The following is a 22,580-nucleotide window of genomic DNA, read 5'->3' on the forward strand; positions in this document are numbered from 1 at the left end:
GGTCGCATGCGCAGGAACCTGGCCGCTGTCAGCCGCCCGGTCGCATGCGCAGGAACCTGGCCGCCAGGACCGGGCCCAGCTGCCCCACGATCTCGTGCCCCGGCTCGTGGGGAGCGGGCAGGTCGCCGAGGAAGGAGGTGACGATCACCTCGTCGATGCCGAGGACGCCCCGGCAGCTCTGCTCCTCCAGGAAGTCGAGGGTGCACCGCCAGTCGACGCCGCCCCCGTCCTCACCGAGGAAGGAGCCGACGGTCCGCTGGACGACGTTCCAGAAGAAGACGTGCGGCAGGACACCGCCCTGGTTGAAGACGTGCGTGTCGTACGCGTCACGGAACGCGGGAACACGGGCGACGAGATCGCTGACCAGCTGGACGCTGCTCGGGGTCGTGGTCGTCATGGGCTGCCCACTTCGAAAGCACTCTGCACTTTTGCCCTTTTGGGAGGCCTGGAGACCAGGATGCTCCTCCTGAACTGCCCCGGCGCGTCGCTTTTGCGCTTTCCTGACGACGTCTTATGCCGGGTTTTCCACAGGGGATGCGAAGTGTCCCCCGTCCGTGGATCGTTGCGCATGTGTACGAGTTGCTGAGACTCGCCAGGGGCGGGGTGCTGCTCACGGTGTGGGCGCTCGCCGCGGGCTGGCCGCACGGACGGCTGGACCGGCGGCTGCGGAGGGACGGCTGGCAGCGGATCTGCCGGGGCGCGTGGGCGGTCCCGGGAAAGGAGGTGGACTGGCGGGTGCTGGCCAGGGCGGTCCAGCTGCTGCGTCCGGACCTGGTGTGCAGTCACGCCACGGCGGCGGCACTGCACCGCATCGACGTGCTGGAGGGCCACGGGCCGGGCGGGTACGGGCACCCGGACGGGGCCGTGGAGATCCTGGACTTCACGTCCCCCGCGGCCGGCGGACCTCGCAGACCACTCACGCCCCACCAGGGCCGAGCCGCTCATGGCCGGATACCGCCACGGACACGACTGCGCGTCCGCACGACGTCCCTGCTGACCGACCGGGACTGCTCACTGCGGCACGGGCTGCGGGTGACGAACCCGGCACGGACGGCCGGCGACCTGATACGGACCGCCGGCAGCCGGGAGGCCGCCGTGGTCGTCGCGGACTCGGCGCTCTCCCCCCGCATCGTCGGCGGCCTGCGCCGCGCCGCGCTCGTCCGGCCCGAGGAGCTGGCCGTCGAACTCGCGGCGCCCCGCCGTGCGGGCGGCCCCGCGGCCCGCCGCTGGCTGCCGCTCGCCGTGCCGGGCGCGGGCTCGCCCGCCGAGACGGTCGCCCGGCTGCGGATGCGGGACGCGGACCTGCACCCGGAGGTCCAGCCGACCCTGCACACCCGCGCGGGCCGCCCGCTGCACCCCGACTTCTACTTCCGGGCCGCCGGCCTGGTCGTCGAGATCGAGGGTTTCGCCTATCACGGCACCCGCGAGGCCCACGAACGCGACGTCCACCGCTTCAACGAGCTGCAGAACTGCCTGGGCGTCCGCCGCGTGCTGCGCTTCACGGCCCGCGAGGTCTTCACGCACCCGGAGCGCATGACGGCCACGATCCGGGCGGCCCTGGCCGACTGCGCCGATCCGGACCTGGCCGGTCGTCACGCCCCGCGGGCGTGACGGCCACGGGGTCGGGACCGGGACCGGGGACGGGGACGGGGACGGGGACGTAGGGAGGGGAGCAGGGGCCAGGCGGCGAGGGCCACGACCAGGGCGGTGCCGGTGGAGATCCCGGCGATGCCGACGGCGCGCAGAACGGGGTCCGGACCGGGTCGGGAAGCCGAGGTCCCGCCGCGGGCGGGACCGGAGTCGGGACCGGAGTCGGGACCGGCAGCGGGGCCGGAGCCGCCGTCCCCGCCGGAGGCCGGTTCGCCGTCCCCGCCGGAGGCCGGTTCGCCGTCCCCGCCGGAGGCCGCGGACGGCGAGGGAAGGGCGAGGTCGAGGGCCAGGGGGACCGGTCCGGGAGCCCGCCGGTCGAGGCTGACCTGGAGGTAGTAGGTCCCCTCGAACCGCATCGCGCTGACGGCGTCGGTCGCGCCCTCGGTGCGGTTGGCGTACGCGGCGGGAGCGGTGGCGAGGAGAAGCGTGGCCGGGTCCCCGGTGTACAGGGCCTTGCGCTCGTCGACGGCACCGCGCGCCGGGTTGTACAGGGCGAGCCGCAGCCCGTCCGGGAGCGCGGAACCCCCTGACGGGGCGGTCGTGTTGCCGAACCGCGCGCGGGCGAAGAGCTGCTGCCCCCAGGTGACGGGCACCCGGTAGAAGCGGCTCTCCCCCGGCCGCAGCTCGTCCCGCCAGGTCCCGGCCCCGGCGAGCGGCGCGGCGTCGTTGAAGCCGGTGCCGCCGCGGGCCGTCCGGCCGCGCCCGGAGGCGTCGTCGCCGAAGCCGGCCGGCGGGTCGGTGCTCCACGCCGAGGCAGGGGGCAGGGGCGGAGGCTCGTCGCCGGGGCCGGGCGCGGGCTCCACGACGTATCCGAGCTCCAGGTTCCAGCGCCAGGCCGCCCCCCGACCGGCGTCACCGTCCCGGCCCACTCCCTCGACGACGAAGTCGTACTCCCCCGCCTCCTGGCAGTCCCGGCCAGGTTCGACGCGCCGGCTGACGTAGTCGGCGACGGGCCTTGCTGTCTCGCCGTAGAGGCGTACGTCGGTGCGCATGCCGCACAGCAGACCGGACGCGGTGCGCAGCGACAGCGCGACGCCGTCCACGACGTCGACGGCGGCACCGGGTGCGGGGGCGAGGACGGCGGAGAGGAAGACGTTCGAGGAGCCGTCGAGGCGCACGCGGTACGAGCGGGTCTCCCCGCGCGCGACGCTGTCGGTGTACGTGCCGGGGCCGGGCAGCAGCGAACCCGCGCGGACGGGCGTGGCGTCGGGGGCGTTGCGGTACCCCGAGGGCCGGGGTGGTGCGACGGGAGTGACCGGGGTACCGGTGGTGGCGGGCGTGCCCAGAACCCCCAGGACGAGCGCGGCGACCGCGACCCTGCGCATCGCCCCGCTACCCGCCGGAGGTGCGGGGGAAGGAGACCTCGACGCGGCGGTTCTTCTTGCGGCCCTCCTCGGTGGAGTTGTCGGCGATCGGATAGTCCTCGCTGTACCCGCGGATGTCGAAGGTGGTGCCCGGGTTCAGGTTCTTGGCCAGCTCCTGCTGCACGGCGTCGGCCCGCTCCTTGGACAGCTTCAGCCCGTGCTCGTACGTCCCCAGGTCGTCGGTGAACCCGAACACGCGGACCCGGCTGGACGCCTGCTTGTTGATCTCCGCGGCGATCGCGGCGATACGGGCGGTCGCGGCGGGGCTGAGCTTGGCGCTGTCCTTGGGGAACAGCACCTCGGCCTGCAGCGCGAAGGTCACGTCGACATTGGTGTCCTCCCGCCGCTGCTCGCCGCCCTCCTCCTCGACGATCTGCTTGATGTCGAGGACCTTGGCGGGCGCGAGGGTGGCACCGTCGGGGAGCATCAGCGCGGGCGAGGTGGCGTCGATGGCGGGGGGCGGGGAGCCGCTGGAGGTGGAGTTGGGGGGATCGTCGGCGCGCGCGGTCCCACCGGACAGCAACACAAGACCAGTGGCGAGGGCGGCGAGGCGGCGGGATGTCGTCGTCATGGCTGCGCTCTCAGGAGAGCTTGATGGTGGCGGGGGTGAAGGTGGGGAGCTGGAGCGAGACCTCGGTGGTGGTGGGGGGCGGGGCGGGGAACTGCATGAAGACGGGGGTCTCCGCACCGGAGTCGAGGCTGGAGAGCCGGGTGGTGGTCAGGGGGCGTCCGTCAGTGTCGCGGAGCACGTAGTAACGCTTCTTCCCGGCCGAGTCGAGGAGGGTGGCGCCGCCGAGCGAATTGCCGTGCTTGATGATCTCTGTCTCGTCGCCGCTCAGATGGGAGGAGACGACGGCGACGTCGCCCGAGGTGTTCTTGAGGACACCGCTGACGGTGATGAAACCCCCCGCGTCGCGCTTGGCCGAGTTGACCGTCAGCTCAAGCCCCTCCTGCCCTTTGAGGACGGCCAGGACTTCGGCCGGCTCGTTCGACGGGGACGGCTTCTCGTCCTGACCGCCCGTGCTCGGCGACGCGGAGCTCGCGGCCTGCTGCTCCTTCTTCGGCTGCTCTTCACTGCCGCACCCCGTCACGATGAGAGCCAGTCCAGCCGCAAGGGCCACGGCCGCCCCCCTGCGGGCCTTCCTCGCGTACCGAACGTTCATGAGAAACAAGGTCCTTCGCTCGTCAGTCGGCAAGTCGAACAGTGAACAGGTCAGCAGCGTCGGGCAGCCGCGGGTGATCCGGGTCGATGACCCACTCGACGCCGCCGCACACGAGGCCGGTGATCGGCTCAGGCTCCCGACTCGGGGTGGGGGTCGGCTCCGGCGTGGCAGAACCGGTCGGTGTGGGCGTGGTGGGGGACGGCGGGGGCGTCGGCTCGGGTACGTCGAAGGAGCAGCGAGGTTCCAGGACGGCCGTCGCGCTCGCGACAGCGTGCTGCTTGTCCGCACCGGGGACACCTACCGCGTCGAGGGTGCGGATCTGTACCCGGAATCCCTTCTCGACAGGGGTGCAGCCGCCATCAGGCACTTCGGCCCTGTTTCTCGCGGCGAACAGTTCCGCCTGTCGACACGCCTGATCGGCCAGATATCCATCGCCGTGCAGATAGCCGTCCCATTCGGCAGGATCGAGGATCACATCGAGCCAGCCGTCCCGCAGTTGCTCCCTTGCGTCCTGGGCCGCGGCAAGTGCGGCGGCGTCGGCCGCCGTCTGGCCACCACCGCGGGTGACCGCTGCCTGCGCCACCGCGAAATAGACGAACGCGAGGAACAACAGTCCCGCCATCACCGCGATGTAGACCGGAAAGGCCTGCCCGGCGTCACCCCTCCCTTGAACCGTCAGGGATGCGAACCGGAGCCGCCACCGGTCAAGCTGGTGATCTTCCGGCTGATCGCATCCTTGATGTCCTGCCCGATGCTCGTCCCCGAGATCGCCACCACGATCGCGACCACGACCACGATGATCCCCAGGTACTCGACCGCAGTCTGCCCTCGATCGCCCCTGTCCCTGGACCAACTTCCCGCGTGCACCCTGGCCTTGGTCAGGGCCTTCAGCAGCGCGTCGTTCATCGTGTTCCCCTCCGAGTCCGGCGACTCGGGCAGGGTACGCCCGGAAGGCGGGGTGTTCACAGGGTCCGTAGGCCCAATCACGGTGCGTAGTCGGCGTCATGAGGCGGTCCTCGTGCCGAGCCAGGAGGCGATGGCTTCGCCGCGGGTGGTGCTGTGGAGTTTGGCGAAGATGCGGTTGATGTGGTTCTTGACGGTCTTCTCGGTGATGGAGCAGGTGGTGGCGATCCGCTGGTTGGTCATGCCGGAGGCGATCAGGTCCATCACCTCCACCTCCCTGGCACTCAGTCCGAACCGTTGCACCTGCGAAGCTGGATTTCTGAAGCGCAGTATATTGGAGACAGTTGAGGCTCCGCTAGCATGTGCAGTCGCACGCACTGCTCGCAGCAGTTCCGCTTCGTCGAAGGTCCCGTGGACGAGGTGCCCTGCCGCGCCCGTGGCCCGTGCCGGGGTGTGGGTGAGGAGCAGCACCGGGGCCCTCGGGCTCAAGTGCCGTACGTCCGCCGGGCTTCCGTCGAGGACGAAGAGGTCGGGGGCCGTCCCGCGGGCCGCCGCGAGCCCCGTCGCCGGGTCCGGGACCTGCGCCGTCACCTCCACGTCCGGGTGCGCGGCGAGCAGCACCCCCAGGCCCGCCCGCACCACCGGGTTCTCCGCCACCACCACGACTCTCCGCATCGGCCGCGACCTCATTCGCCCGTGATCGAGCCGAAGTCGGTGCCCGTGCCGAGGAACAGGCCCGCGCCCAGCAGGATCATCGTGGCCGGGACCATCAGGGTCGTGATGACCATCGTGGCCTTCGGCACGGCCTTCGCGGCCTTGCGCCGCGCGTTCTGCGCGTCCGTGCGGCGCATGTCGTTGGCGATCTGGATCAGGGTGTCGACGATCGGCGCGCCCAGCTCCTCGCCCTGCTGGAGCGCGGTGACGAACTGGGCCACCTGCTCGGAGTCGTTGCGGCGGCGCAGTTCGTCGAAGGCCTCCCGGCGGCTGACGCCCATGTCCATCTGGCGCAGGGTGATGCGCAGTTCGTCGGCCCACGGGCCCTCGTACTTGTCGGCGACCCGTTCCAGGGCCTGGCGGAAGCCGAGGCCGGCCGAGACGACGACGGCCAGGACGTCGAGGAAGTCGGGCAGCGTGCGTTCGATCTGGTCCTTGCGGATGCGGACCGCCGACCAGATGCCGACCTCCGTCCAGAAGACACCGAAGGCGAACAGCAGCACCGCCACCAGGACGGAGCCCCTGCTCAGCATCAGCAGGCCGCCGAAGCCGCCCAGGACGCCGTAGACGGCGCGCCGCGCCCCGTACCGGTCGATGGTGAGGCCGCCGGGGTTTCCGGCGAGGTCGATCCGGCGGCGGACCGCGTTGACGCGCTTGGGGCCCATCAGCCGCAGCACGGTCGGCGACCAGCGCATGCCGAGGCGGTCGACGACCGAGTCGACGGCGCCGGTGCGGGTGGCACCGACCTCCAGGGCGAGCTGGAGGTCGCCGGGCAGCTTGGCGTCGGCGCGGTAGAGCCGGATGCCGTAGCAGATGCCGGCGACGGCGAGGCCGGCGAGCAGGGCGAGGAGGAGGTCCACGGTTCCGGTCCCTTACACGTCGATCTTCGCGAGCCGGCGGATCACCATGAATCCCACCCCGTACAGTCCGAAGGCGAGGACGACCGCCAGCTGGCCGAGTCCCGAGCCGGTCATCCGGTCCAGCGCTCCGGGCTGCATGTTGTCGATGAGCAGCAGCGATCCGACGCCGATGACCGGGACCGCGTACGCGGTCATGCTCACCTGCGACAGCTGCGTACGGACCTCGCGCCTCGTCTCCTTGCGTTCCTCCAGCGTCTCGGTGAGGTTGCGCAGCGAGGAGACGACCGTGCCGCCGGCCCGGTTGGCGAGGACCAGCGTCGTGACGAGGACGACGAGTTCGCGGGAGGGAAGGCGTTCGGCGAGTTCCCCGAGGGCGTCGTCGACGGAGGTGCCGACGGCGAGCTGCTGGGCGACCCTCTCCAGCTCGTCGCCGGCCGGGGCCTCCAGTTCGTCGGCGGCCAGCGACAGCGCCATGCGCAGCGCGAGGCCGGCCTGGGTGGCGTTGGCGAGGATGCGGGACAGTTCGGGCAGCTGGTTGATGAACTTCTCGATGCGCTTCTGCCGCTGCCAGTTGAGGAAGCCCATGGCGACCCACACCCCGAGGAAGCCGCAGATCGGCCCGAAGAACGGGGACAGCAGGGCCTGCCCGGCGGTCCACAGCACGGCCACCGCGATCGCCATGGAGACGACGAACTCGCCCGGTGTCAGGTCCAGTCCTGTGGCGGAGATGCGGAGTTCCAGCTTGCGCCCGAACCTCGTGCGCCGCACCCGCCGGTCGATGCCCCGGAAGGGGCGCCTGCGTCGGCCCTCGCCGTCGCCCGCCTCGCCCGCGGTCTGCGACAGGCGGGCGATCAGCGCGGTCCGCTGCGCGGCCCCGCTCGCGTACAGCTGGACGCCGATCACGGCCAGGACGCCGGCGACCAGCGCCACGCCCACGGTCAGCAGTGTCGGGTTCACGATCGTTCCTCCCCCTACTTCGCTTCCCGCGTGGCGAGGTGCGCGTCGGTCGCGGCCACGCCGAAGGCCTGCGGGATGGGCTGACCCGCCATGTACAGGCGTTCGGCGACCCTGCGCGGCAGCGGGTGGTAGGCGAACTCGCCGTACACCCGCCCGTCGGCGGTCAGCGGCTGGGCGTTGAAGCGGCACACGGTGGCGAGCAGGTAGCGCTCGCGGCCGTTGGAGGCGAGGATCGCGATCTCGGTGACCCGGCGGGTGCCGTCGGGGTGCCGGGTGAGCTGGACGAGGACGTCGACGGCGCTGTTGATCTGGTCGCGCAGCGCCTCGAAGGGGACCTTGACCTCCGACATGGAGGCGAGGGTCTGGAGACGCATGAGGGCGTCCTCGGCGGAGTTGGCGTGGACGGTGGCGAGGGAGCCGTCGTGGCCGGTGGACATCGCCTGGAGCATGTCGAGCGTCTCGCCGCCGCGGACCTCGCCGACGACGATGCGGTCGGGGCGCATGCGCAGGGAGTTGCGGACCAGGTCGCGGATGGTGACCTGGCCGCGGCCCTCGATGTTCGGCGGCCGGGCCTCCAGGCGGATCACGTGGGACTGCTGGAGCTGGAGCTCGGCGGAGTCCTCGATGGTGATGATCCGCTCGCCCTCGGGGATGAGGCCGGAGAGGGCGTTGAGCAGGGTCGTCTTCCCGGTGCCGGTGGCGCCGGACACGATGATGTTGAACTTGGCCTGCACGAGCCCGGACAGCAGGAGCAGCATCTGCTCGTCGATCGAGCCGAGGCCGATCATCTCGTGCAGGGTGTACGCGCGGGGGAAGCGGCGGATGGTGAGCGTGGCGCCGGTGAGGGCCAGCGGCGGGATGATGACGTTGACGCGCTCGCCGGACGGCAGCCGCGCGTCGACCATCGGGTTCGACTCGTCGACGCGCCGGTTGACGGTGGAGACGATCCGCTCGATGGTCTGCATCAGCTGCTCGTGCGAGGCGAAGCGCAACGGCAGCAGCTCCACCCGGCCGGCCCGCTCGATGTAGATCTGGTCGGGGCCGTTGACCATGATCTCGGTGATGGAGGCGTCTTCGAGGAGCGGTTCGAGCACACCGAGTCCGAGCGCCTCGTCGACCACCCGGCGGATCAGCTGGGCGCGCTCGGCGGTGGAGAGGACCGGGCCCTCGCGGCTGATGATGTGGCCGAGGACGCGCTCCAGGCGGGCCCGCCGCTCGGCGGCGGCGAGCGCGGACATCTCGGTGAGGTCGATCTCCTCCAGGAGCTTGGCCCGGAAGGACGCGACGAGGTGTCCGTCCTCCCGTCCGGCGCCGGGGGACCCGTGGTCCTCGGGGGTGCTGATGCGGGACCGCAGGCTCATCGTCGGTCCTCCTCGGACGCGGAATCGGGGACGGGCATGGTGGCGGTCCTCTTCACGTCGTCGAAGCTCCAGAAGGGGATGAGCGAGGGGATCGGCACGGTGACGGTGGCGGTGCCGTCGGCCTCGTCGACGCGGCTGCGGCGCGCGATCCAGTCGCTCATCGCCGCCTTACCCGCCGCCTCGGGGCCGGGTACGGAGTCCGGGTCGTCCACGCTCGCCGCCCTGGCCGCCGCCCGCGCTCCCGTGCCGGCCTGCTGGGCCGCGTACGCGATGATGCCGAGCTGGACGCCGACGAGGCCGATCAGCAGCAGGAGCGGCAGGAAGCCCAGGTACTCGACGGCCACTTGCCCACGGTCCCGCTGCCGGGCCAGCTTCCGGGCCCGGCGCCGGCCCGGCTGCGGGCCCCGGTTCGACCTGCCGTTCGGGCTCGGACTCGGGCTCGGGCTCCAGCTCCGGTTCCTGTTCCGGTTCCGGTTCCGGTTCTGGTTCCAGCTCCGGTTCCTGTTCCGGTTCTGGTTCCAGCTCCAGCTCCAGCTCCAGCTCCAGCTCCAGAGACGTCTCATCGCTCGTCCCCCTCCCATACCGCCGCGGCCTCGCCGTCCACCGTGAAGGGGAAGCTGATCGCTCCCGGGAACAGCACGGGAACGCGGATGCTGACCCTGGCCTGCGCCATGCCGTCCGCGCGCCGGCAGTCCGAGGCGGCGCCCGACCGCCACGCCCCGTCCAGATGGCGCAGCGCCGCCTCCCCGCAGCTGTCGCCGACGGCGTAGGCCCGCGCGGCCTCGTCCGCCGCGTTGCCGGCGAGGGTGTACGTGTAGCCGATCAGGACGCACTGCCACAGCAGCACGAGCGTGAGCAGGATCAGCGGCAGCATGCCGACGAACTCGACCGCCACCTGCCCGCTGTCGTCCCGCCCCCGCTCCTCCCGCCACGGCCCGCGCACGCCTATCGCCCTGCCCCGCGCCGCCGCAGCCCGAGGGCGCCCCGGTCCCCGCCGCGTACGAGCTCCTTGCCCGGGGTGCCCGCCCCGGTCTTGACCAGACCGAGCTCCCCGGCGAGCGCCCACAGGGCCTGCTTGACCGAGGACCGGGCGTCCAGGTCGTGCAGCCGGCCGGCGTCGACGACGGCGGCGAGTTCCTTGAAGTTGGCCGGGACGGAGATGCCGGCCATCCGGGTGCCGGTGATCTTCTGGACGAGCGCCGGCTGGATCTCGGTGGCGCGGTGGTGGCGGTTGACGAGGACCGTGGTCTCCTCCGGTTTGCGCACCTGGAGCCGGTCCCACATGCGGACGACCCGCTTGGCGGCGCGTACGGCCACGACGTCGGGGGTCGTGACCAGCAGCGCGGCGTCCGCCATCTCCACGGCCGCGGCGCCGGCCGCGTCGAGGTGGGTGCCGCAGTCGACGACGACGACCTCGTGGCGGCTGCGCAGGGCGCTGACGATCTGGCGGGCGGAGCGGTCGGTGACCTCCTCGCCGCGTTCGCCCTCGCCGGGGGCGAGGAGCAGGGAGAGTCCGGTCTCGTGGACGTAGACGGCGTCCTGCAGCACCCTCGGCGTGATGTCGGTGATGGCGGCGAGGTCGGCGAGCGAGCGGCGGAACTGCACGTCGAGGTAGGAGGCGATGTCGCCGCCCTGGAGGTCCATGTCGACGAGGGCGACGGTGTGTCCGGAGGCGCGGGCGGCGAGGGCGAGGTGGACGGCGGTGACGGTGGTGCCGACGCCGCCCTTGGCGCCGCTGACGGTGACGACCCTGCCGCCGGGTCCGGTGAGCTGGTCGGCTCCGCCGCCGAGGTGGCGGCGGACGCCGGCGGACCACTGGGCGGCGGCCTGGACGCGGCTGGCGAGCTCCTCGTAGCCGAGCGGGAGGGTGACGAGGCCGCGGGCGCCGGCGTCCATGGCGGCGGAGAACAGCACGGGGCTGGCGTCGGCGGTGATGAGGACGACGCCGACGGCGGGGAAGCGGAGGGCGACCTCGCGGACGAGTTCGAGGGCCGGTACGGGTCCGATCCGCTCGTGGACGAGGACGACCTCGGGGAGTTCGTCGAGGGACTCGGCGGCGAGCCGGGCGAGGGTGTCGACGAGCTGGGTGGAGTCGGTGACGGGCCCGGCGGGTTCGGCGTCGGGCAGCTGGCCGATGAGGGTGGTGACGGCGCGGGCCGCGTCCGGGTCGCCGACCGCCGGCAGGATCCTCGTGGTCATACGGCCTCACTTGTCCTTGTCGAGCGTGTAGGTGCGGTCGCGCGGGTCGGGCGGGGTGCTGCCGGGGGCGACGAGGGCGAGGCGGACGTGCTCGGCGAAGGACTCGGCGTAGGCGACGCGCTGGGCGTCGGCCGTGGACAGCGCGAAGGTGATCGGGACGGCCTCGGTGGCGCGGCTGCTGCGCTCCTCGCGGCCGGCGCCGATCGGGGTGAGGGGGCCGACGTCGAGGACGCGGGCGCCGGCGACGATCAGCTTGGACTGGGCGGCCTGGCCGCCGCGTTCGCCGGCGAAGGTGGCGTAGATGTTGACGCTGGAGCCGGGGGTGATCTTGCCGGCGACGCCGGTGGCGGCGTCGATCATGATGGCGATCTCCTGCTGCCCGGCGGCGAGCGCGGGGCGGTCGACGATCATGTCCCGCTGCAGGAGCGACCCCTTCTTGAGGGTGGTGACCGCGATCTTGCCCTCGGTCTGGGCGAGGTCGGTGACGGCGGTGGCCGGCAGCCAGCGCTCGGGCATCGTGACCTTCTCGAACTGGCCGGGACCGAGCGTCTTGTAGGGCGCGACGTCCTCCTTGACCCGGTACGCCGTCACTTCGGGCCCGACCTTGGAGTTCACGTCGCTGATCACCGAGAGCACGCCGGCGAAGGCGCCGAGTGCGCACAGGACGGAGAGCAGCAGCAGGATGACGCCACGGCGCTGGCGGGAGTTCATGGCCGTACTACCTCGATCGTGGACGGGTGACGCGACGGACGGGGCGGGGCGGACGGGGCTGGGCAAACGGGGCGGGTGGTCGGGCGGGGCGGGTTTTCGGGCGGGGCGGACGGGGCCGGTGGGGCCGGTGACGGTCGGCGCTAGCCGGCCGCCGTGGCGGGCTGGGCCGTCGGCAGGGGTGCGGCGCAGAAGCCGCAGCGGTCGCCGATGAGTTCCATCCGGCACCAGTGGCAGGACTCGCGCCGCACGGAGGAGACCAGGTGGTGCAGGACGGGCAGGTCCGGCAGGTACGCGGCGAACTCGACGAGCCTGCCCGTGCCCCACCAGCGGGCCGAGGACTCGGGCAGGGCGGCCTCCTGGACGGCACGGACCTGCCAGCGGGGGGCGAGGGCGGCGGTGGGCCAGTCGGTCTGGAGCTGGCCCCGGGCGAGGACGAGGTCGGTGGTGAACTCGGGCCCGGCCAGTTCCTCCGCGCCGCCGGACCCGCCGGACCCGCCCGATCCGATCCGTACGAGCTGGGGCGCGGGTCCCGCGAGCACGGCGAAGTGGGCGCCGGGGAGCCAGCCCTTGACGTGGGAGGTGAGTCCGACGGGGACGTGGTCGAGCTTGGCCACGGAGCCGAGGACGGCTCCGGCGTACACGTAGTGGGTGAGCAGCCGGGCGGCGGAGGCGAGGACGCCGGGGCTGAAGTCGCAGGCGGAGAGCTGACGCAGCTGCCGGACGAGGACGGCGGCCCCGAGGGGTGGCAGGGCGGTGCGGACGATCGCGATCCGGTCGGATTCGAGCAGGGACCGTACGGCGTGCAGGCGTTGGGCGGTCGCGGCCGGTACGGAGCTCGGGCAGACGACGATCAAATGCCCCTGCTGGTCGAGCAGTCGGCGTACGTCGGCGAGGGTGGCGTCGAGCGGCCGGGCGTCGGGGCCGGGCAGGACGGCGGCGGGGGGCGTCTGCGGGTCGGTCGGCGGCAGCACCAGGTCGGCGCTGGTGACCGCAATGGCTGTCGGCACGTCGGGCTCCCCCGATCCCTCACTGATCACTAGCTGCGTTCGCAGCGTTACCGCGACTGCACCTTATCCAGGCCACTGGAGTGGTGAACACACAATCCTTCAAGCTCCGTCATATTCATGACGGACCCGGTCGGCTCTGAACTGCGGTTCCTGTCAGAGGTCTTGACAAGCCAATTGGTCTGGACCAACTTGTTCCCCCAGCGGTGGCCCCCGCCCTTCCCCACCTCCGCACCACCATCCCCGTACGAAGGCGCACCCCCGTACGAAGGCGTACGGCCTCCCCTTCCCCCACTCCCCCGGAGGCACCACGTGGACCGCACCACCACCAGAGCCGCGACCACGAGAGCGGCGCTCGCGCTCGCCCTGAGCACGGGACTCGTCCTCGTCGGCGGCGCCGGCACCGCCCAGGCCGCGGACGTCAACGTCGCCAAGAACGCGGGCTTCGAGAACGGGCTCGCCAACTGGTCCTGTTCCGCCGGCAGCGGCGCCGTCGTCTCCTCGCCGGTACGCACCGGAGCGGGCGCCCTGCGGGCCACCCCGGCCGGCCTCGACAACGCCAAGTGCGTGCAGACCGTGGCCGTGAAGCCGAGCTCCACGTACACCCTGAGCGCCTGGGTGCAGGGCGGCTACGCGTACCTCGGCGCGAGCGGCACCGGCACCACCGACGTCTCCACCTGGACGCCGGACAGCGCGAGCTGGAAGCAGCTGACGACCACCTTCACCACCGGCGCCGGCACCACCTCGGTGCAGATCTACACGCACGGGTGGTACGGCACGGCCGCGTACTCCGTCGACGACGTGAACGTCTTCGGCCCCGACGGGGGCGGCGGCACCGACCCGGCCCCGACGATCCCGGCCGCGCCGACCGGTCTCGCCGCGGGCACCGTGACCTCGTCCTCGGCCTCCCTCAGCTGGGGCGCGGTCTCCAACGCGACCGGCTACAAGGTCTACCGCGACGGCGCCCTCGCGGCCACGGTCAGCGGCACCTCGGCCACCGTCACCGGACTGTCCGCCAACACCACCTACCAGTTCCAGGTGGCGGCGACCAACGCCGCCGGCGAGTCCCCCAAGTCGGCCGCCGTCCCGGCGAGGACCGCCGAGGTCACCAACCCGGGCCCCGGCCCCGCCGTGCCCAAGCACGCGCTGACGGGCTACTGGCAGAACTTCGACAACGGCGCCACCGTGCAGAAGCTGCGGGACGTGCAGTCGCAGTACGACATCATCGCCGTCTCCTTCGCCGACGCCACCACCACGCCCGGCCAGCTCACCTTCAACCTCGACCCGGCCGTCGGCTACGCCTCCGTCGCCGACTTCAAGGCCGACGTCGCGGCCAAGAAGGCGGCCGGCAAGTCCGTGATCCTCTCGGTCGGCGGCGAGAAGGGGAACGTCACCATCAACAGTGACGCCTCCGCCACCGCCTTCGCCGACAGCGCGTACGCCCTGATGCAGGAGTACGGCTTCAACGGCGTCGACATCGACCTGGAGCACGGCATCAACTCCACGTACCTGACCAAGGCGCTGCGCCAGCTGTCCGCCAAGGCCGGGTCATCGATGGTGCTGACGATGGCCCCGCAGACCATCGACATGCAGTCCACCGGGACCGAGTACTTCAAGACCGCGCTCGCCGTGAAGGACATCCTCACGGTGGTCAACATGCAGTACTACAACAGCGGTTCGATGCTCGGCTGCGACGGCAAGGTCTACAGCCAGGGCTCGGTGGACTTCCTCACCGCGCTCGCCTGCATCCAGCTGCAGGGCGGCCTCGACGCCTCCCAGATCGGCCTGGGCGTGCCCGCCTCGACCCGGGGTGCGGGCAGCGGCTACGTCGACCCGCAGATCGTGAAGAACGCGCTCGACTGCCTCGCCAAGGGCACCGGCTGCGGCACCTTCAAGCCCGCGCAGACGTACCCGAACATCCGCGGCGCGATGACCTGGTCGACCAACTGGGACGCGACGGCCGGCAACGCCTGGTCCAACGCGGTCGGCCCGCACGTCCACAACCTGCCGTAACTGCGCCCTTCGGGGGAATCCGTACGCAGCGCCGCCGCTCCCCCGGCGGCGCTGCGCCGTTTCCGGGGAGCGGGAGCGGGAGAATATGGCCGAACTTGACTGCTTGACCGGTTCATGTCATGCGCTCACCATGTCAGCACCCGTACGACGTCCGACGAACGACGATCGTCTGTCGCACTCCCCACACTCCCCACCCAGGAGACAGCATGCGACTTCGTACCCGAGGTACCCCCGGATCCCCCGGATCCCCCGGATCTGCCGGCTCCCCCGGATCCCGAGGACGGAGGTCCGCCGTCCTGGCGGCCCTCCTGGCGCTCACCCTCGCGGCGCCGATCACCGCCCTCACCACACCCGCCGGGGCCGACCCGGCGCCGACCGCCGCCGCGGACGAGGTGATCCGGCAGTACGAGATCGCCGGACCCGCCACGGCCGCCGAACGCTCCGCCCTGACCGCCACCGGCGTCTCCATCGACGAGGTGGACGCCCGCACGGTGGTCGTCAGCGCCAACGCGACCCAGCTCAAGCACCTCAAGGCGCTCGGCTACGAGCCGGTCGCCCTGCCCGGCCCGCCGCAGCGGAACACCCCCGGCCTCGCCGCGGGCCCGCTCGACTTCCCCTCCGCGGACGCGAAATACCACAACCACGCGGAGATGAACTCCGAGATCGACCAGCGCCTCGCCGCCTACCCGTCCATCATGAACAAGCGGGTCATCGGCAAGACGTACCAGGGCCGCGACATCGTCGCGATCAAGATCAGCGACAACGTCGGCACCGACGAGAACGAGCCCGAGGTCCTCTTCACCCACCACCAGCACGCCCGCGAGCACCTCACCGTCGAGATGGCGCTCTACCTGCTGCGCGAGCTCGGCGCCGGCTACGGCACGGACTCCCGGATCACCAACATGGTGAACAACCGCGAGATCTGGATCGTGCCGGACCTCAACCCGGACGGCGGCGAGTACGACATCGCCAGCGGCTCCTACCGCAGCTGGCGCAAGAACCGCCAGCCCAACTCCGGCTCCTCGTACGTCGGCACGGACCTCAACCGCAACTGGGACTACAAGTGGGGCTGCTGCGGCGGCTCCTCCGGCTCCAAGAGCTCCGAGACCTACCGCGGCACGGCCGCCGAGTCCGCCCCCGAGGTGAGGGTCGTCGCCGACTTCGTCCGCTCCCGCGTCGTGGGCGGCAAGCAGCAGATCAAGGCCGGCATCGACTTCCACACGTACAGCGAACTGGTCCTGTGGCCCTTCGGCTGGACCAACGCGGACACCGCCCCGGGCATGACCCAGGACGACCGGGACGCCTTCGCCACGGTCGGCCAGAAGATGGCGTCGAGCAACGGCTACACCCCCGAGCAGTCCAGCGACCTCTACATCACGGACGGGTCGATCGACGACTACCTCTGGGGCGCGCAGAAGATCTTCGCGTACACCTTCGAGATGTACCCGACCTCGTCCTGGAACGGCGGCTTCTACCCGCCCGACGAGGTGATCGAACGGGAGACCAGCCGCAACCGGGACGCCGTCCTCCAGCTCCTGGAGAACGCGGACTGCATGTACCGCTCGATCGGCAAGGCCGCGCAGTACTGCTGATCCGCTAGGCGTTCTCGTCGAAGTACGCGTCCAGGACCGCGTCGAGGAGGGACTCCCACTCCTTGACGCGGTCCCTGGCCGGTGCGTCGATCTCGATCGGGTACCAGCGCCGGTCGGGGGTGTGCACGGTCACCGTGAACCGCTTGCCGAAGCGGGCCGTCGTGGTCTCGACCGCGCCGATCTCGTCCCAGCGGAACTCACAGCTCTCCTCGTCGAGGCTCAGCCGCACCCCCGCCGCGTCGGCGACGATCCGGGCGCGCCGGTCGGCCGCCTCGAACACGGGGCCGTCGGGCACCGCGTCCGCCACGCCGTCCTCGACGGCGGCGTCCTCGACGGCGTCCTCGGGGGCCGGTGCCGTGGCGTCCGCCGTCCCGGAGACCGGGGCCGCGTCGGCGGGCCCGACGGCGACGTCCTCCGGCGGCGTCGCCCCCTCCCGCGGTCCGGCAGGGCGGGGGGCCGTGATGCCGGGGACGGACGCCGGGTCGGTCGCGACACCGGGCACGGTCTGGATGCTGGGTCCTGTGCGCTGCTCCACACCGCGAGTATGGCCGACGATCCTGTGAGGGCGGCAGCCGCCCCGGCCGGTGGAACGGCCGGGGCGGAGCCGCGGTTTCGACGCCCGGCCGGTCAGTCGAGGACGGCGAGGGCGTCGATCTCGATGAGGAGCCCCTCGGGCAGGCCGACGTAGACCGTCGTACGGGCCGAGGCGGGCGCCTTGAGGCCCTGCTCCTCGAAGTACGCGTTGTAGATCTCGTTCATCTCGGCGAAGTGGTCGACGTCGGTGAGGTAGACGCGCATCATCATGACGTCGTCCCAGGTGGCACCGCCCTCCTCCAGGATCGCCTTGACGTTGGCGAAGGTCTGGAGGGTCTGCTCGCGCAGGGTCGGGCCGGCCGGTGTCGGGGGCCGGCCCTCGGCGGCGGGCAGGAAGCCGACCTGGCCGGCGACCTGGAGGATGTTGCCCTTCTTCACGCCGTGGGAGAACTGGGCGGGCGGGGCGGTGTGGGTGGCGGGCGTGAGGGCGATCTTCTCGGTCATGTGCGGTCCTGGTCCTCGGTGTTCGGGCGGTTGCTTGCGGAGCCGGAGTACTCACGACTGATGTCGTCGGCGGTGCGACGCACCAACGGAAGCAGGGCGAGGAGTTCCTCGGCGGTGACGACGACGTTGGGCGCGGACACCGACATGGCGGCGACGACCCGGCCGTCGGCGCCTCGGACGGGCGCGGCCACGCAGTTGATGGACTCCTCGTGGCCGCCGAGGTCCGTGGCCCAGCCCTGTTCGCGTACGGTCGCCAGCTCCTTGAGGAAGGCGGCGGCGTTCGGGGTCGAACGGGGCGTGTACATGGGGTAGTCGAGCTTGGCGGCGAGGGCGCGGCGTTCGGGCTCGGGCAGGTCGGCGAGGAGCAACTTGGCGACGGCGGCGACGGTGATCGCGACGGGCTTGCCGATCCGGGAGTACATGCGGACCGGGTATCGGCTCTCGACCTTGTCGATGTAGAGGACCTCGCCCTCCTCGTGCACGGCGAGGTGGACGGTGTGGCCGATCCGCTCGTTGAGGGCGGCGAGGTGGGGGTGGGCGATCTCGCGGACGTCGAGGTTCTCGACGGCCTCCTGCGCGAGGGCGAAGAGGCGGGCGCCGAGGCGGTAGCGCTGGTCCTGCTGGCGGTGGACGAGGCCGTGCTCGTGGAGCGTACGGAGGAGGCGCAGCGCGGTGGACTTGTGCACGCCGAGCCGCTCGGCGACCTGCCCGAGGTCGGCGGGGCCCTGTGCGAGCAGCGGCAGGATGCTGAGCGCACGGTCGACGGTCTGGCTCATGGCGTACGTACCTCCTGGTCCTCCCCCGTCCAGCCGGGGCCGAGGTGAAGTGTCCCCCAGGCCTCGTCGTCGAGGGCGACGAGGCGGTCGAGGCGGGCGCGTCCGGCCGGCGCGGCGATGTCCCCGGGCACGGTCAGGGCGGCGGCGGCCATCAGGTGCCCGTGCCGCGCCCGTGCCGCGACGCCGAGCCCGCGCAGGGTCCCTGCGAGGAACCCGGCGGCGAAGGCGTCGCCGGCGCCGACGGGGGCGACGACGTCGACGCGGGGGGCGGGGACGTGCGTGACGGTGTCACGGGCCGCCGCCCCGTCCGTGCCCCGGCCCGCACCGCCGGGAGCCGGGGCGTCGGCGCGGCGTGCGTAGACCGTCGCCGGGGCGTCGGCGCGGCGTGCGTAGACCGTCGCGCCGTCCCCGGCCCGCTTCACGACCAGCACCGCCGGTTCCGGCAGGGCCGCCCGGATCGCGGAGGGATCGCCGATGCCCCACGCCGACTCCGCCTCGTCGGCGCCGACGAAGACGAGGTCGGCGCCCCGGGCGAGGTCGAGCAGGACCCGGCCCCCGGCCGCCGCGTCCGCCCACAGCCCGGGGCGGAAGTTGACGTCGAACGAGACCGGAGGACGCCGCCCGGGCCACCCGCACCGCGCGGTCAGGGCGCGCATCAGGGCCAGGCACGAGTCGGAGAGGGCGGCCGTGATGCCCGACAGGTGGAGGATGCGGGCGTCGGCGAGCGTCCCGTACGGCACGGTCCGGGGCGACATGGCCGAGGCCGCCGACCCGGCCCGGTAGTACGCGGTCTCGTGCCCGTGGGCGGCCCGGTCGGTCGCCGTGCGGAAGTAGACGCCGGTCGGCCGCGCCGGGTCGCGGACGACCGCGGACACGTCGACGCCGTAAGCCCCGATGGCCTCCGTCAGGTGGTCCCCGAAGCCGTCGTCGCCCACCCGCCCCACCCACTTCGCCCGGTACCCCGCCGCGGCGAGCGCGCACGCGACGTTCGACTCGGCGCCGCCGATGGCACGGTCGAAGGAGGGAACGTCGGCGAGGCGGCCCGGCCGGGTGGGCAGGAAGGTGACCATGGACTCGCCGAGGCACACGACGTCCGGCGGGGTTCCGGTCACCTTCGGGCTCCTTCGCGGCGTCCTGGAGCACGGGTCCGTTGACCCGGCTCCGGCCCGGATGCTAGACAGCCGCAAGCGTTATACGCAATGACCGTTGCACATGCTGCAACAACGTAGGAGCACGCAGCAGTGCGACGACCTCGACGAGGAGGAACCATGTCCGCCGCCACCGGTACCGCCCCCGACCTGGCCCAGGAGCGCGTCGACCACCGTTTCAAGGCGCTCCCCCCGGACGCCGAGGGCCTCACCGTCGGCGAGCTCGCCGCGCAGCGCCGCAACCTCTTCACCGGCGGCTTCACCACCCCCGTCCTCGCCCTCTCCGCCGAGTCCGTCGAGCACAACCTCCGCCTCCTGGAGACCTACGCCGAGCGCCACGGCCTCGCCTTCGCGCCGCACGGCAAGACCTCCATGGCCCCGCAGCTCTTCGACCGCCAGATCGAGCACGGCGCCTGGGGCATCACGGCCGCCGTCCCCCACCAGGCCCGCGTCTACCGCGCCCACGGCATCGCCCGGATCTTCCTGGCCAACGAACTCGTCGACGCCGTCGCCCTGCGCTGGCTCGCCGCCGAGCTCGACGCCGACCCGGACTTCCACCTCGTCTGCTACGTCGACTCCGTCCGCGGGGTCGAGCTGATGGACGCGGCCCTGACCGAGGCCGGCGCCCGCCGCGCCGTCGACGTCGTCGTCGAACTGGGCGCGGCCGACGCCGGGCGGACGGGGGTGCGGACCGAGGCCGAGTGCGAGGCCGTCGCCGACGCCGTCGCCTCCACGGACCGGCTGCGGCTGGTGGGCGTGGCGGGCTACGAGGCCACGATGCCGCAGGCCGACGCCACCCGGGTGCGGGCATGGCTGCACCGGCTCGTCGGGCTCGCGATCGCCTTCGACAAGGCGGGCAGGTTCGCGACCGACCTGCCGGAGATCGTGGTCAGCGCCGGCGGCAGCGAGTGGTTCGACACGGTCGCCGAGGTCTTCGCCGAGGTGCCGGAGCTCTCCCGTCCCGTCCTGAAGCTGCTGCGCTCGGGCGCGTACGTCTCCCACGACGACGGCCAGTACCGCGAGCGGACCCCCTTCAACCGGATCCCCGAGGAGGGCGCGCTCCAGCCCGCGTTCCGGCTCTGGTCCCAGGTCGTCTCCCGCCCCACCCCCGAGCAGGCCTTCACCAACGCGGGCAAGCGCGATGCCGCCTACGACCTCCACCTGCCCGAGGCGCAGGTCGTGCGCGACGCCCGCAGCGGCGAGATCCGCCCGGCCGACGGCCTCACCGTGACCGCCCTGTCCGACCAGCACGCCTGGGTACGCACCGCGGAGGGCGCCGACCTGGAGGTCGGCGACTGGCTCGGCATGGGCCTGTCCCACCCGTGCACGTCCTTCGACAAGTGGCAGCTGATCCCGCTGGTCGAGGCGGACGGCACGGTCGTCGACTACATCCGCACCTTCTTCTAGGAGAGGCAGGACACCCATGGACCTCGTCTTCCGCGACGCGGAGGTCGTCGACGGCAGCGGCGGCCCGTCCTACCGGGCCGACGTCGCCGTCGACGGCGGCCGGATCGCCGCGATCGTCAAGGAGGGCGCGGCGGCCGGCTGCCAACGCCCCACCGCCCGGCGCGTCGTGGACGTCGAGGGCCTGGCCCTGTCCCCCGGATTCATCGACATGCACGCCCACAGCGACCTCGCGCTGCTCCGCGACCCGGACCACAGCGCGAAGGCCGCGCAGGGCGTCACGCTCGAGGTCCTGGGCCAGGACGGCCTGTCGTACGCGCCGGTCGACGACCGCACCCTCGACGAGGTGCGCCGGGCGATCTCCGGCTGGAACGGCGCTGCGCCCGGGGACACGACCCTCGACCTCGACTGGCGGACGGTCGGCGAGTACCTGGACCGCCTGGACGGCGCGCACGGCGGGCGCGGCATCGCGGTCAACGCGGCCTACCTCGTCCCGCAGGGCACGGTCCGGATGTACGCGATGGGCTGGGCGGACCGCCCCGCGACGGAGCCGGAGCTGAACCGCATGCGGCAGCTCGTCGCCGAGGGCCTGGAGCAGGGCGCGTTCGGCATGTCCTCGGGCCTGACCTACACCCCCGGCATGTACGCCCCCGACGCGGAACTCACCGAGCTGTGCCGGGTGGTGGCACGCTACGGCGGCTACTACTGCCCGCACCACCGCTCGTACGGGGCGGGGGCGCTGGAGGCGTACGAGGAGATGGTCCGGCTCACCCGGGACGCCGGCTGCGCGCTGCACCTGGCGCACGCGACGCTGAACTTCGGCGTGAACGAGGGAAGGGCTCCGGAGCTCCTGTCGCTCCTGGACGCGGCGCTGGCCGAGGGCTCCGACATCACCCTGGACACGTACCCGTACACCCCCGGCTGCACCACCCTCGTCGCGGTGCTGCCCAGCTGGGCGCACGAGGGCGGCCCGGAGGCGCTCCTGGCCCGGCTGAGGGACGAGGGGACGGCGGAGCGGATCCGGCACCACCTGGAGGAGATCGGCTCGGACGGCTGCCACGGGGTGCCGGTCGAGTGGGACACGATCGAGATCTCCGGCGTGACGGACCCCGCCCTCGCGTCCTGGGTCGGCCGGCGGCTCCCCGACTGGCCGGCGGCCCGCCGCCTGCTGCTGGAGGACGGCCTCGGACCGACGATCCTCCAGCACGTGGGCCACGAGGAGAACGTCCGGGCGATCATGCGCCACCCGGTCCACACGGGCGGCTCGGACGGCATCCTCCAGGGTGCCAAGCCCCATCCCCGGGCGTACGGCACCTTCCCGGAGTTCCTGGGCCGCTACGTCCGCGAGGAGTCCGTCCTCACCCTGGAGGACTGCGTCGCCCACCTCACGTCCCGCCCCGCCCGCCGCCTCCGCCTCCCGGACCGGGGCCTGATCCGCGAGGGCCACGTGGCGGACCTGGTCCTGTTCGACCCGCTGACGGTCGCCTCGGCGGCGACGTACGCGAGCCCGAGGACCCTCCCCGTCGGCATCCCCCACGTCCTGGTCGACGGCCGCTTCGTCATCGAGGACGGCCGTCGCACCGCGTCCCTCCCGGGCCGGGCCCTGCGCCGCACCCCGCCCCACTGACGCGACCCTCCGCCCCCCGGCTCCCGCGACAACCGGGGCATCGGCCACCGGGGGCATCGGCAACCGGGGAGTTCGGCCACCGCGGGCGCCGGGCCG

24 protein-coding genes are annotated in these 22,580 nt (G+C 72.5%); 5 read left to right on the forward strand and 19 right to left on the reverse strand.

What is annotated here, in order from left to right:
• Positions 1–28: 28 nt before the first annotated feature.
• Positions 29–397 carry a hypothetical protein gene (locus AB0M16_RS28320; protein ID WP_365347793.1) on the reverse strand — a complete coding sequence of 123 codons (369 nt, stop codon included), beginning with the start codon at positions 395–397 and terminating at the stop codon, positions 29–31.
• A 173-nt stretch (positions 398–570) separates the two neighbouring features.
• On the opposite strand from AB0M16_RS28320, the gene AB0M16_RS28325 reads away from it, so the two are divergent.
• Positions 571–1,611, forward strand: coding sequence for a DUF559 domain-containing protein (locus tag AB0M16_RS28325; protein ID WP_365347795.1), 1,041 nt, complete (start codon positions 571–573; stop codon positions 1,609–1,611).
• Here AB0M16_RS28325 and AB0M16_RS28330 read toward each other — a convergent pair.
• The 14 genes from AB0M16_RS28330 to AB0M16_RS28395 all read right to left on the reverse strand — a co-directional run bounded on the left by AB0M16_RS28330 (position 1,593) and on the right by AB0M16_RS28395 (position 12,889).
• Entirely contained in the window at positions 1,593–2,975 is a 1,383-nt protein-coding gene (locus AB0M16_RS28330) for a hypothetical protein (protein ID WP_365347797.1), read from the reverse strand. The two genes, AB0M16_RS28325 and AB0M16_RS28330, sit on opposite strands and share 19 nt — an antisense overlap.
• A 7-nt stretch (positions 2,976–2,982) precedes the next feature.
• Entirely contained in the window at positions 2,983–3,585 is a 603-nt protein-coding gene (locus AB0M16_RS28335) for an OmpA family protein (protein WP_365347799.1), read from the reverse strand.
• Positions 3,586–3,595: 10 nt separating this feature from the next.
• A complete protein-coding gene (locus tag AB0M16_RS28340; RefSeq protein WP_365347801.1) occupies positions 3,596–4,177 on the reverse strand; it encodes a hypothetical protein in 582 nt (193 codons plus the stop codon).
• Between the two features lie 22 nt (positions 4,178–4,199).
• Positions 4,200–4,799 carry a hypothetical protein gene (locus AB0M16_RS28345; RefSeq protein WP_365347803.1) on the reverse strand — a complete coding sequence of 200 codons (600 nt, stop codon included), beginning with the start codon at positions 4,797–4,799 and terminating at the stop codon, positions 4,200–4,202.
• A gap of 53 nt (positions 4,800–4,852) precedes the next feature.
• Positions 4,853–5,083: a Flp family type IVb pilin gene (locus AB0M16_RS28350; protein ID WP_365347805.1), complete on the reverse strand. Its 231-nt coding sequence runs from the start codon at positions 5,081–5,083 to the stop codon at positions 4,853–4,855.
• Between the two features lie 96 nt (positions 5,084–5,179).
• Positions 5,180–5,755 (reverse strand): response regulator transcription factor, encoded by a 576-nt coding sequence (locus tag AB0M16_RS28355; protein ID WP_365347807.1) that lies wholly within the window; start codon positions 5,753–5,755, stop codon positions 5,180–5,182.
• Between the two features lie 11 nt (positions 5,756–5,766).
• Positions 5,767–6,654, reverse strand: a complete 888-nt coding sequence (locus tag AB0M16_RS28360; RefSeq protein WP_365347809.1) for a DUF5936 domain-containing protein — start codon at positions 6,652–6,654, stop codon at positions 5,767–5,769.
• Between the two features lie 12 nt (positions 6,655–6,666).
• A complete protein-coding gene (locus AB0M16_RS28365; protein ID WP_365347996.1) occupies positions 6,667–7,614 on the reverse strand; it encodes a type II secretion system F family protein in 948 nt (315 codons plus the stop codon).
• An 11-nt stretch (positions 7,615–7,625) separates the two neighbouring features.
• Positions 7,626–8,972: a CpaF family protein gene (locus AB0M16_RS28370; RefSeq protein WP_365347811.1), complete on the reverse strand. Its 1,347-nt coding sequence runs from the start codon at positions 8,970–8,972 to the stop codon at positions 7,626–7,628.
• Positions 8,969–9,316, reverse strand: a complete 348-nt coding sequence (locus AB0M16_RS28375) for a TadE/TadG family type IV pilus assembly protein (RefSeq protein ID WP_365347813.1) — start codon at positions 9,314–9,316, stop codon at positions 8,969–8,971. Before AB0M16_RS28375 ends, AB0M16_RS28370 begins: the two co-directional genes overlap by 4 nt.
• Before the next feature lie 215 nt (positions 9,317–9,531).
• Complete coding sequence (locus AB0M16_RS28380) at positions 9,532–9,915, reverse strand: TadE/TadG family type IV pilus assembly protein (RefSeq protein WP_365347815.1); 384 nt, start codon at positions 9,913–9,915, stop codon at positions 9,532–9,534.
• 2 nt (positions 9,916–9,917) lie between these two features.
• Positions 9,918–11,171 carry a P-loop NTPase gene (locus tag AB0M16_RS28385; protein ID WP_365347817.1) on the reverse strand — a complete coding sequence of 418 codons (1,254 nt, stop codon included), beginning with the start codon at positions 11,169–11,171 and terminating at the stop codon, positions 9,918–9,920.
• A gap of 6 nt (positions 11,172–11,177) precedes the next feature.
• Positions 11,178–11,882, reverse strand: a complete 705-nt coding sequence (cpaB, locus tag AB0M16_RS28390) for a Flp pilus assembly protein CpaB (protein WP_365347819.1) — start codon at positions 11,880–11,882, stop codon at positions 11,178–11,180.
• Between the two features lie 140 nt (positions 11,883–12,022).
• Positions 12,023–12,889, reverse strand: a complete 867-nt coding sequence (locus tag AB0M16_RS28395; protein WP_365347821.1) for a hypothetical protein — start codon at positions 12,887–12,889, stop codon at positions 12,023–12,025.
• Positions 12,890–13,006: 117 nt separating this feature from the next.
• Between AB0M16_RS28395 and AB0M16_RS28400 the strand changes: the two genes are divergently transcribed.
• Positions 13,007–14,899, forward strand: a complete 1,893-nt coding sequence (locus tag AB0M16_RS28400) for a glycoside hydrolase family 18 protein (protein WP_365347823.1) — start codon at positions 13,007–13,009, stop codon at positions 14,897–14,899.
• Between the two features lie 206 nt (positions 14,900–15,105).
• A complete protein-coding gene (locus AB0M16_RS28405; protein WP_365347825.1) occupies positions 15,106–16,491 on the forward strand; it encodes a M14 family metallopeptidase in 1,386 nt (461 codons plus the stop codon).
• Between the two features lie 4 nt (positions 16,492–16,495).
• Here the strand turns inward: AB0M16_RS28405 and AB0M16_RS28410 are convergent, their stop codons facing one another.
• The 4 genes from AB0M16_RS28410 to AB0M16_RS28425 all read right to left on the reverse strand — a co-directional run bounded on the left by AB0M16_RS28410 (position 16,496) and on the right by AB0M16_RS28425 (position 19,417).
• Complete coding sequence (locus AB0M16_RS28410; protein ID WP_365347827.1) at positions 16,496–17,026, reverse strand: hypothetical protein; 531 nt, start codon at positions 17,024–17,026, stop codon at positions 16,496–16,498.
• Positions 17,027–17,118: 92 nt separating this feature from the next.
• Positions 17,119–17,529: a RidA family protein gene (locus tag AB0M16_RS28415; protein ID WP_365347829.1), complete on the reverse strand. Its 411-nt coding sequence runs from the start codon at positions 17,527–17,529 to the stop codon at positions 17,119–17,121.
• Positions 17,526–18,305: an IclR family transcriptional regulator gene (locus tag AB0M16_RS28420; RefSeq protein WP_365347831.1), complete on the reverse strand. Its 780-nt coding sequence runs from the start codon at positions 18,303–18,305 to the stop codon at positions 17,526–17,528. The genes AB0M16_RS28415 and AB0M16_RS28420 overlap by 4 nt, the downstream gene beginning before the upstream one ends.
• Positions 18,302–19,417: a sugar kinase gene (locus AB0M16_RS28425; protein ID WP_365347833.1), complete on the reverse strand. Its 1,116-nt coding sequence runs from the start codon at positions 19,415–19,417 to the stop codon at positions 18,302–18,304. Before AB0M16_RS28425 ends, AB0M16_RS28420 begins: the two co-directional genes overlap by 4 nt.
• A gap of 156 nt (positions 19,418–19,573) precedes the next feature.
• On the opposite strand from AB0M16_RS28425, the gene AB0M16_RS28430 reads away from it, so the two are divergent.
• Positions 19,574–20,860, forward strand: coding sequence for an amino acid deaminase (locus tag AB0M16_RS28430; RefSeq protein WP_365347835.1), 1,287 nt, complete (start codon positions 19,574–19,576; stop codon positions 20,858–20,860).
• Between the two features lie 16 nt (positions 20,861–20,876).
• Positions 20,877–22,484 (forward strand): D-aminoacylase, encoded by a 1,608-nt coding sequence (locus tag AB0M16_RS28435; protein WP_365347837.1) that lies wholly within the window; start codon positions 20,877–20,879, stop codon positions 22,482–22,484.
• Positions 22,485–22,580 lie beyond the last annotated feature (96 nt).

This window comes from Streptomyces sp. NPDC051921 (genome assembly GCF_040680975.1).
In the GTDB taxonomy this organism is placed as follows: Bacteria; Actinomycetota; Actinomycetes; order Streptomycetales; family Streptomycetaceae; genus Streptomyces.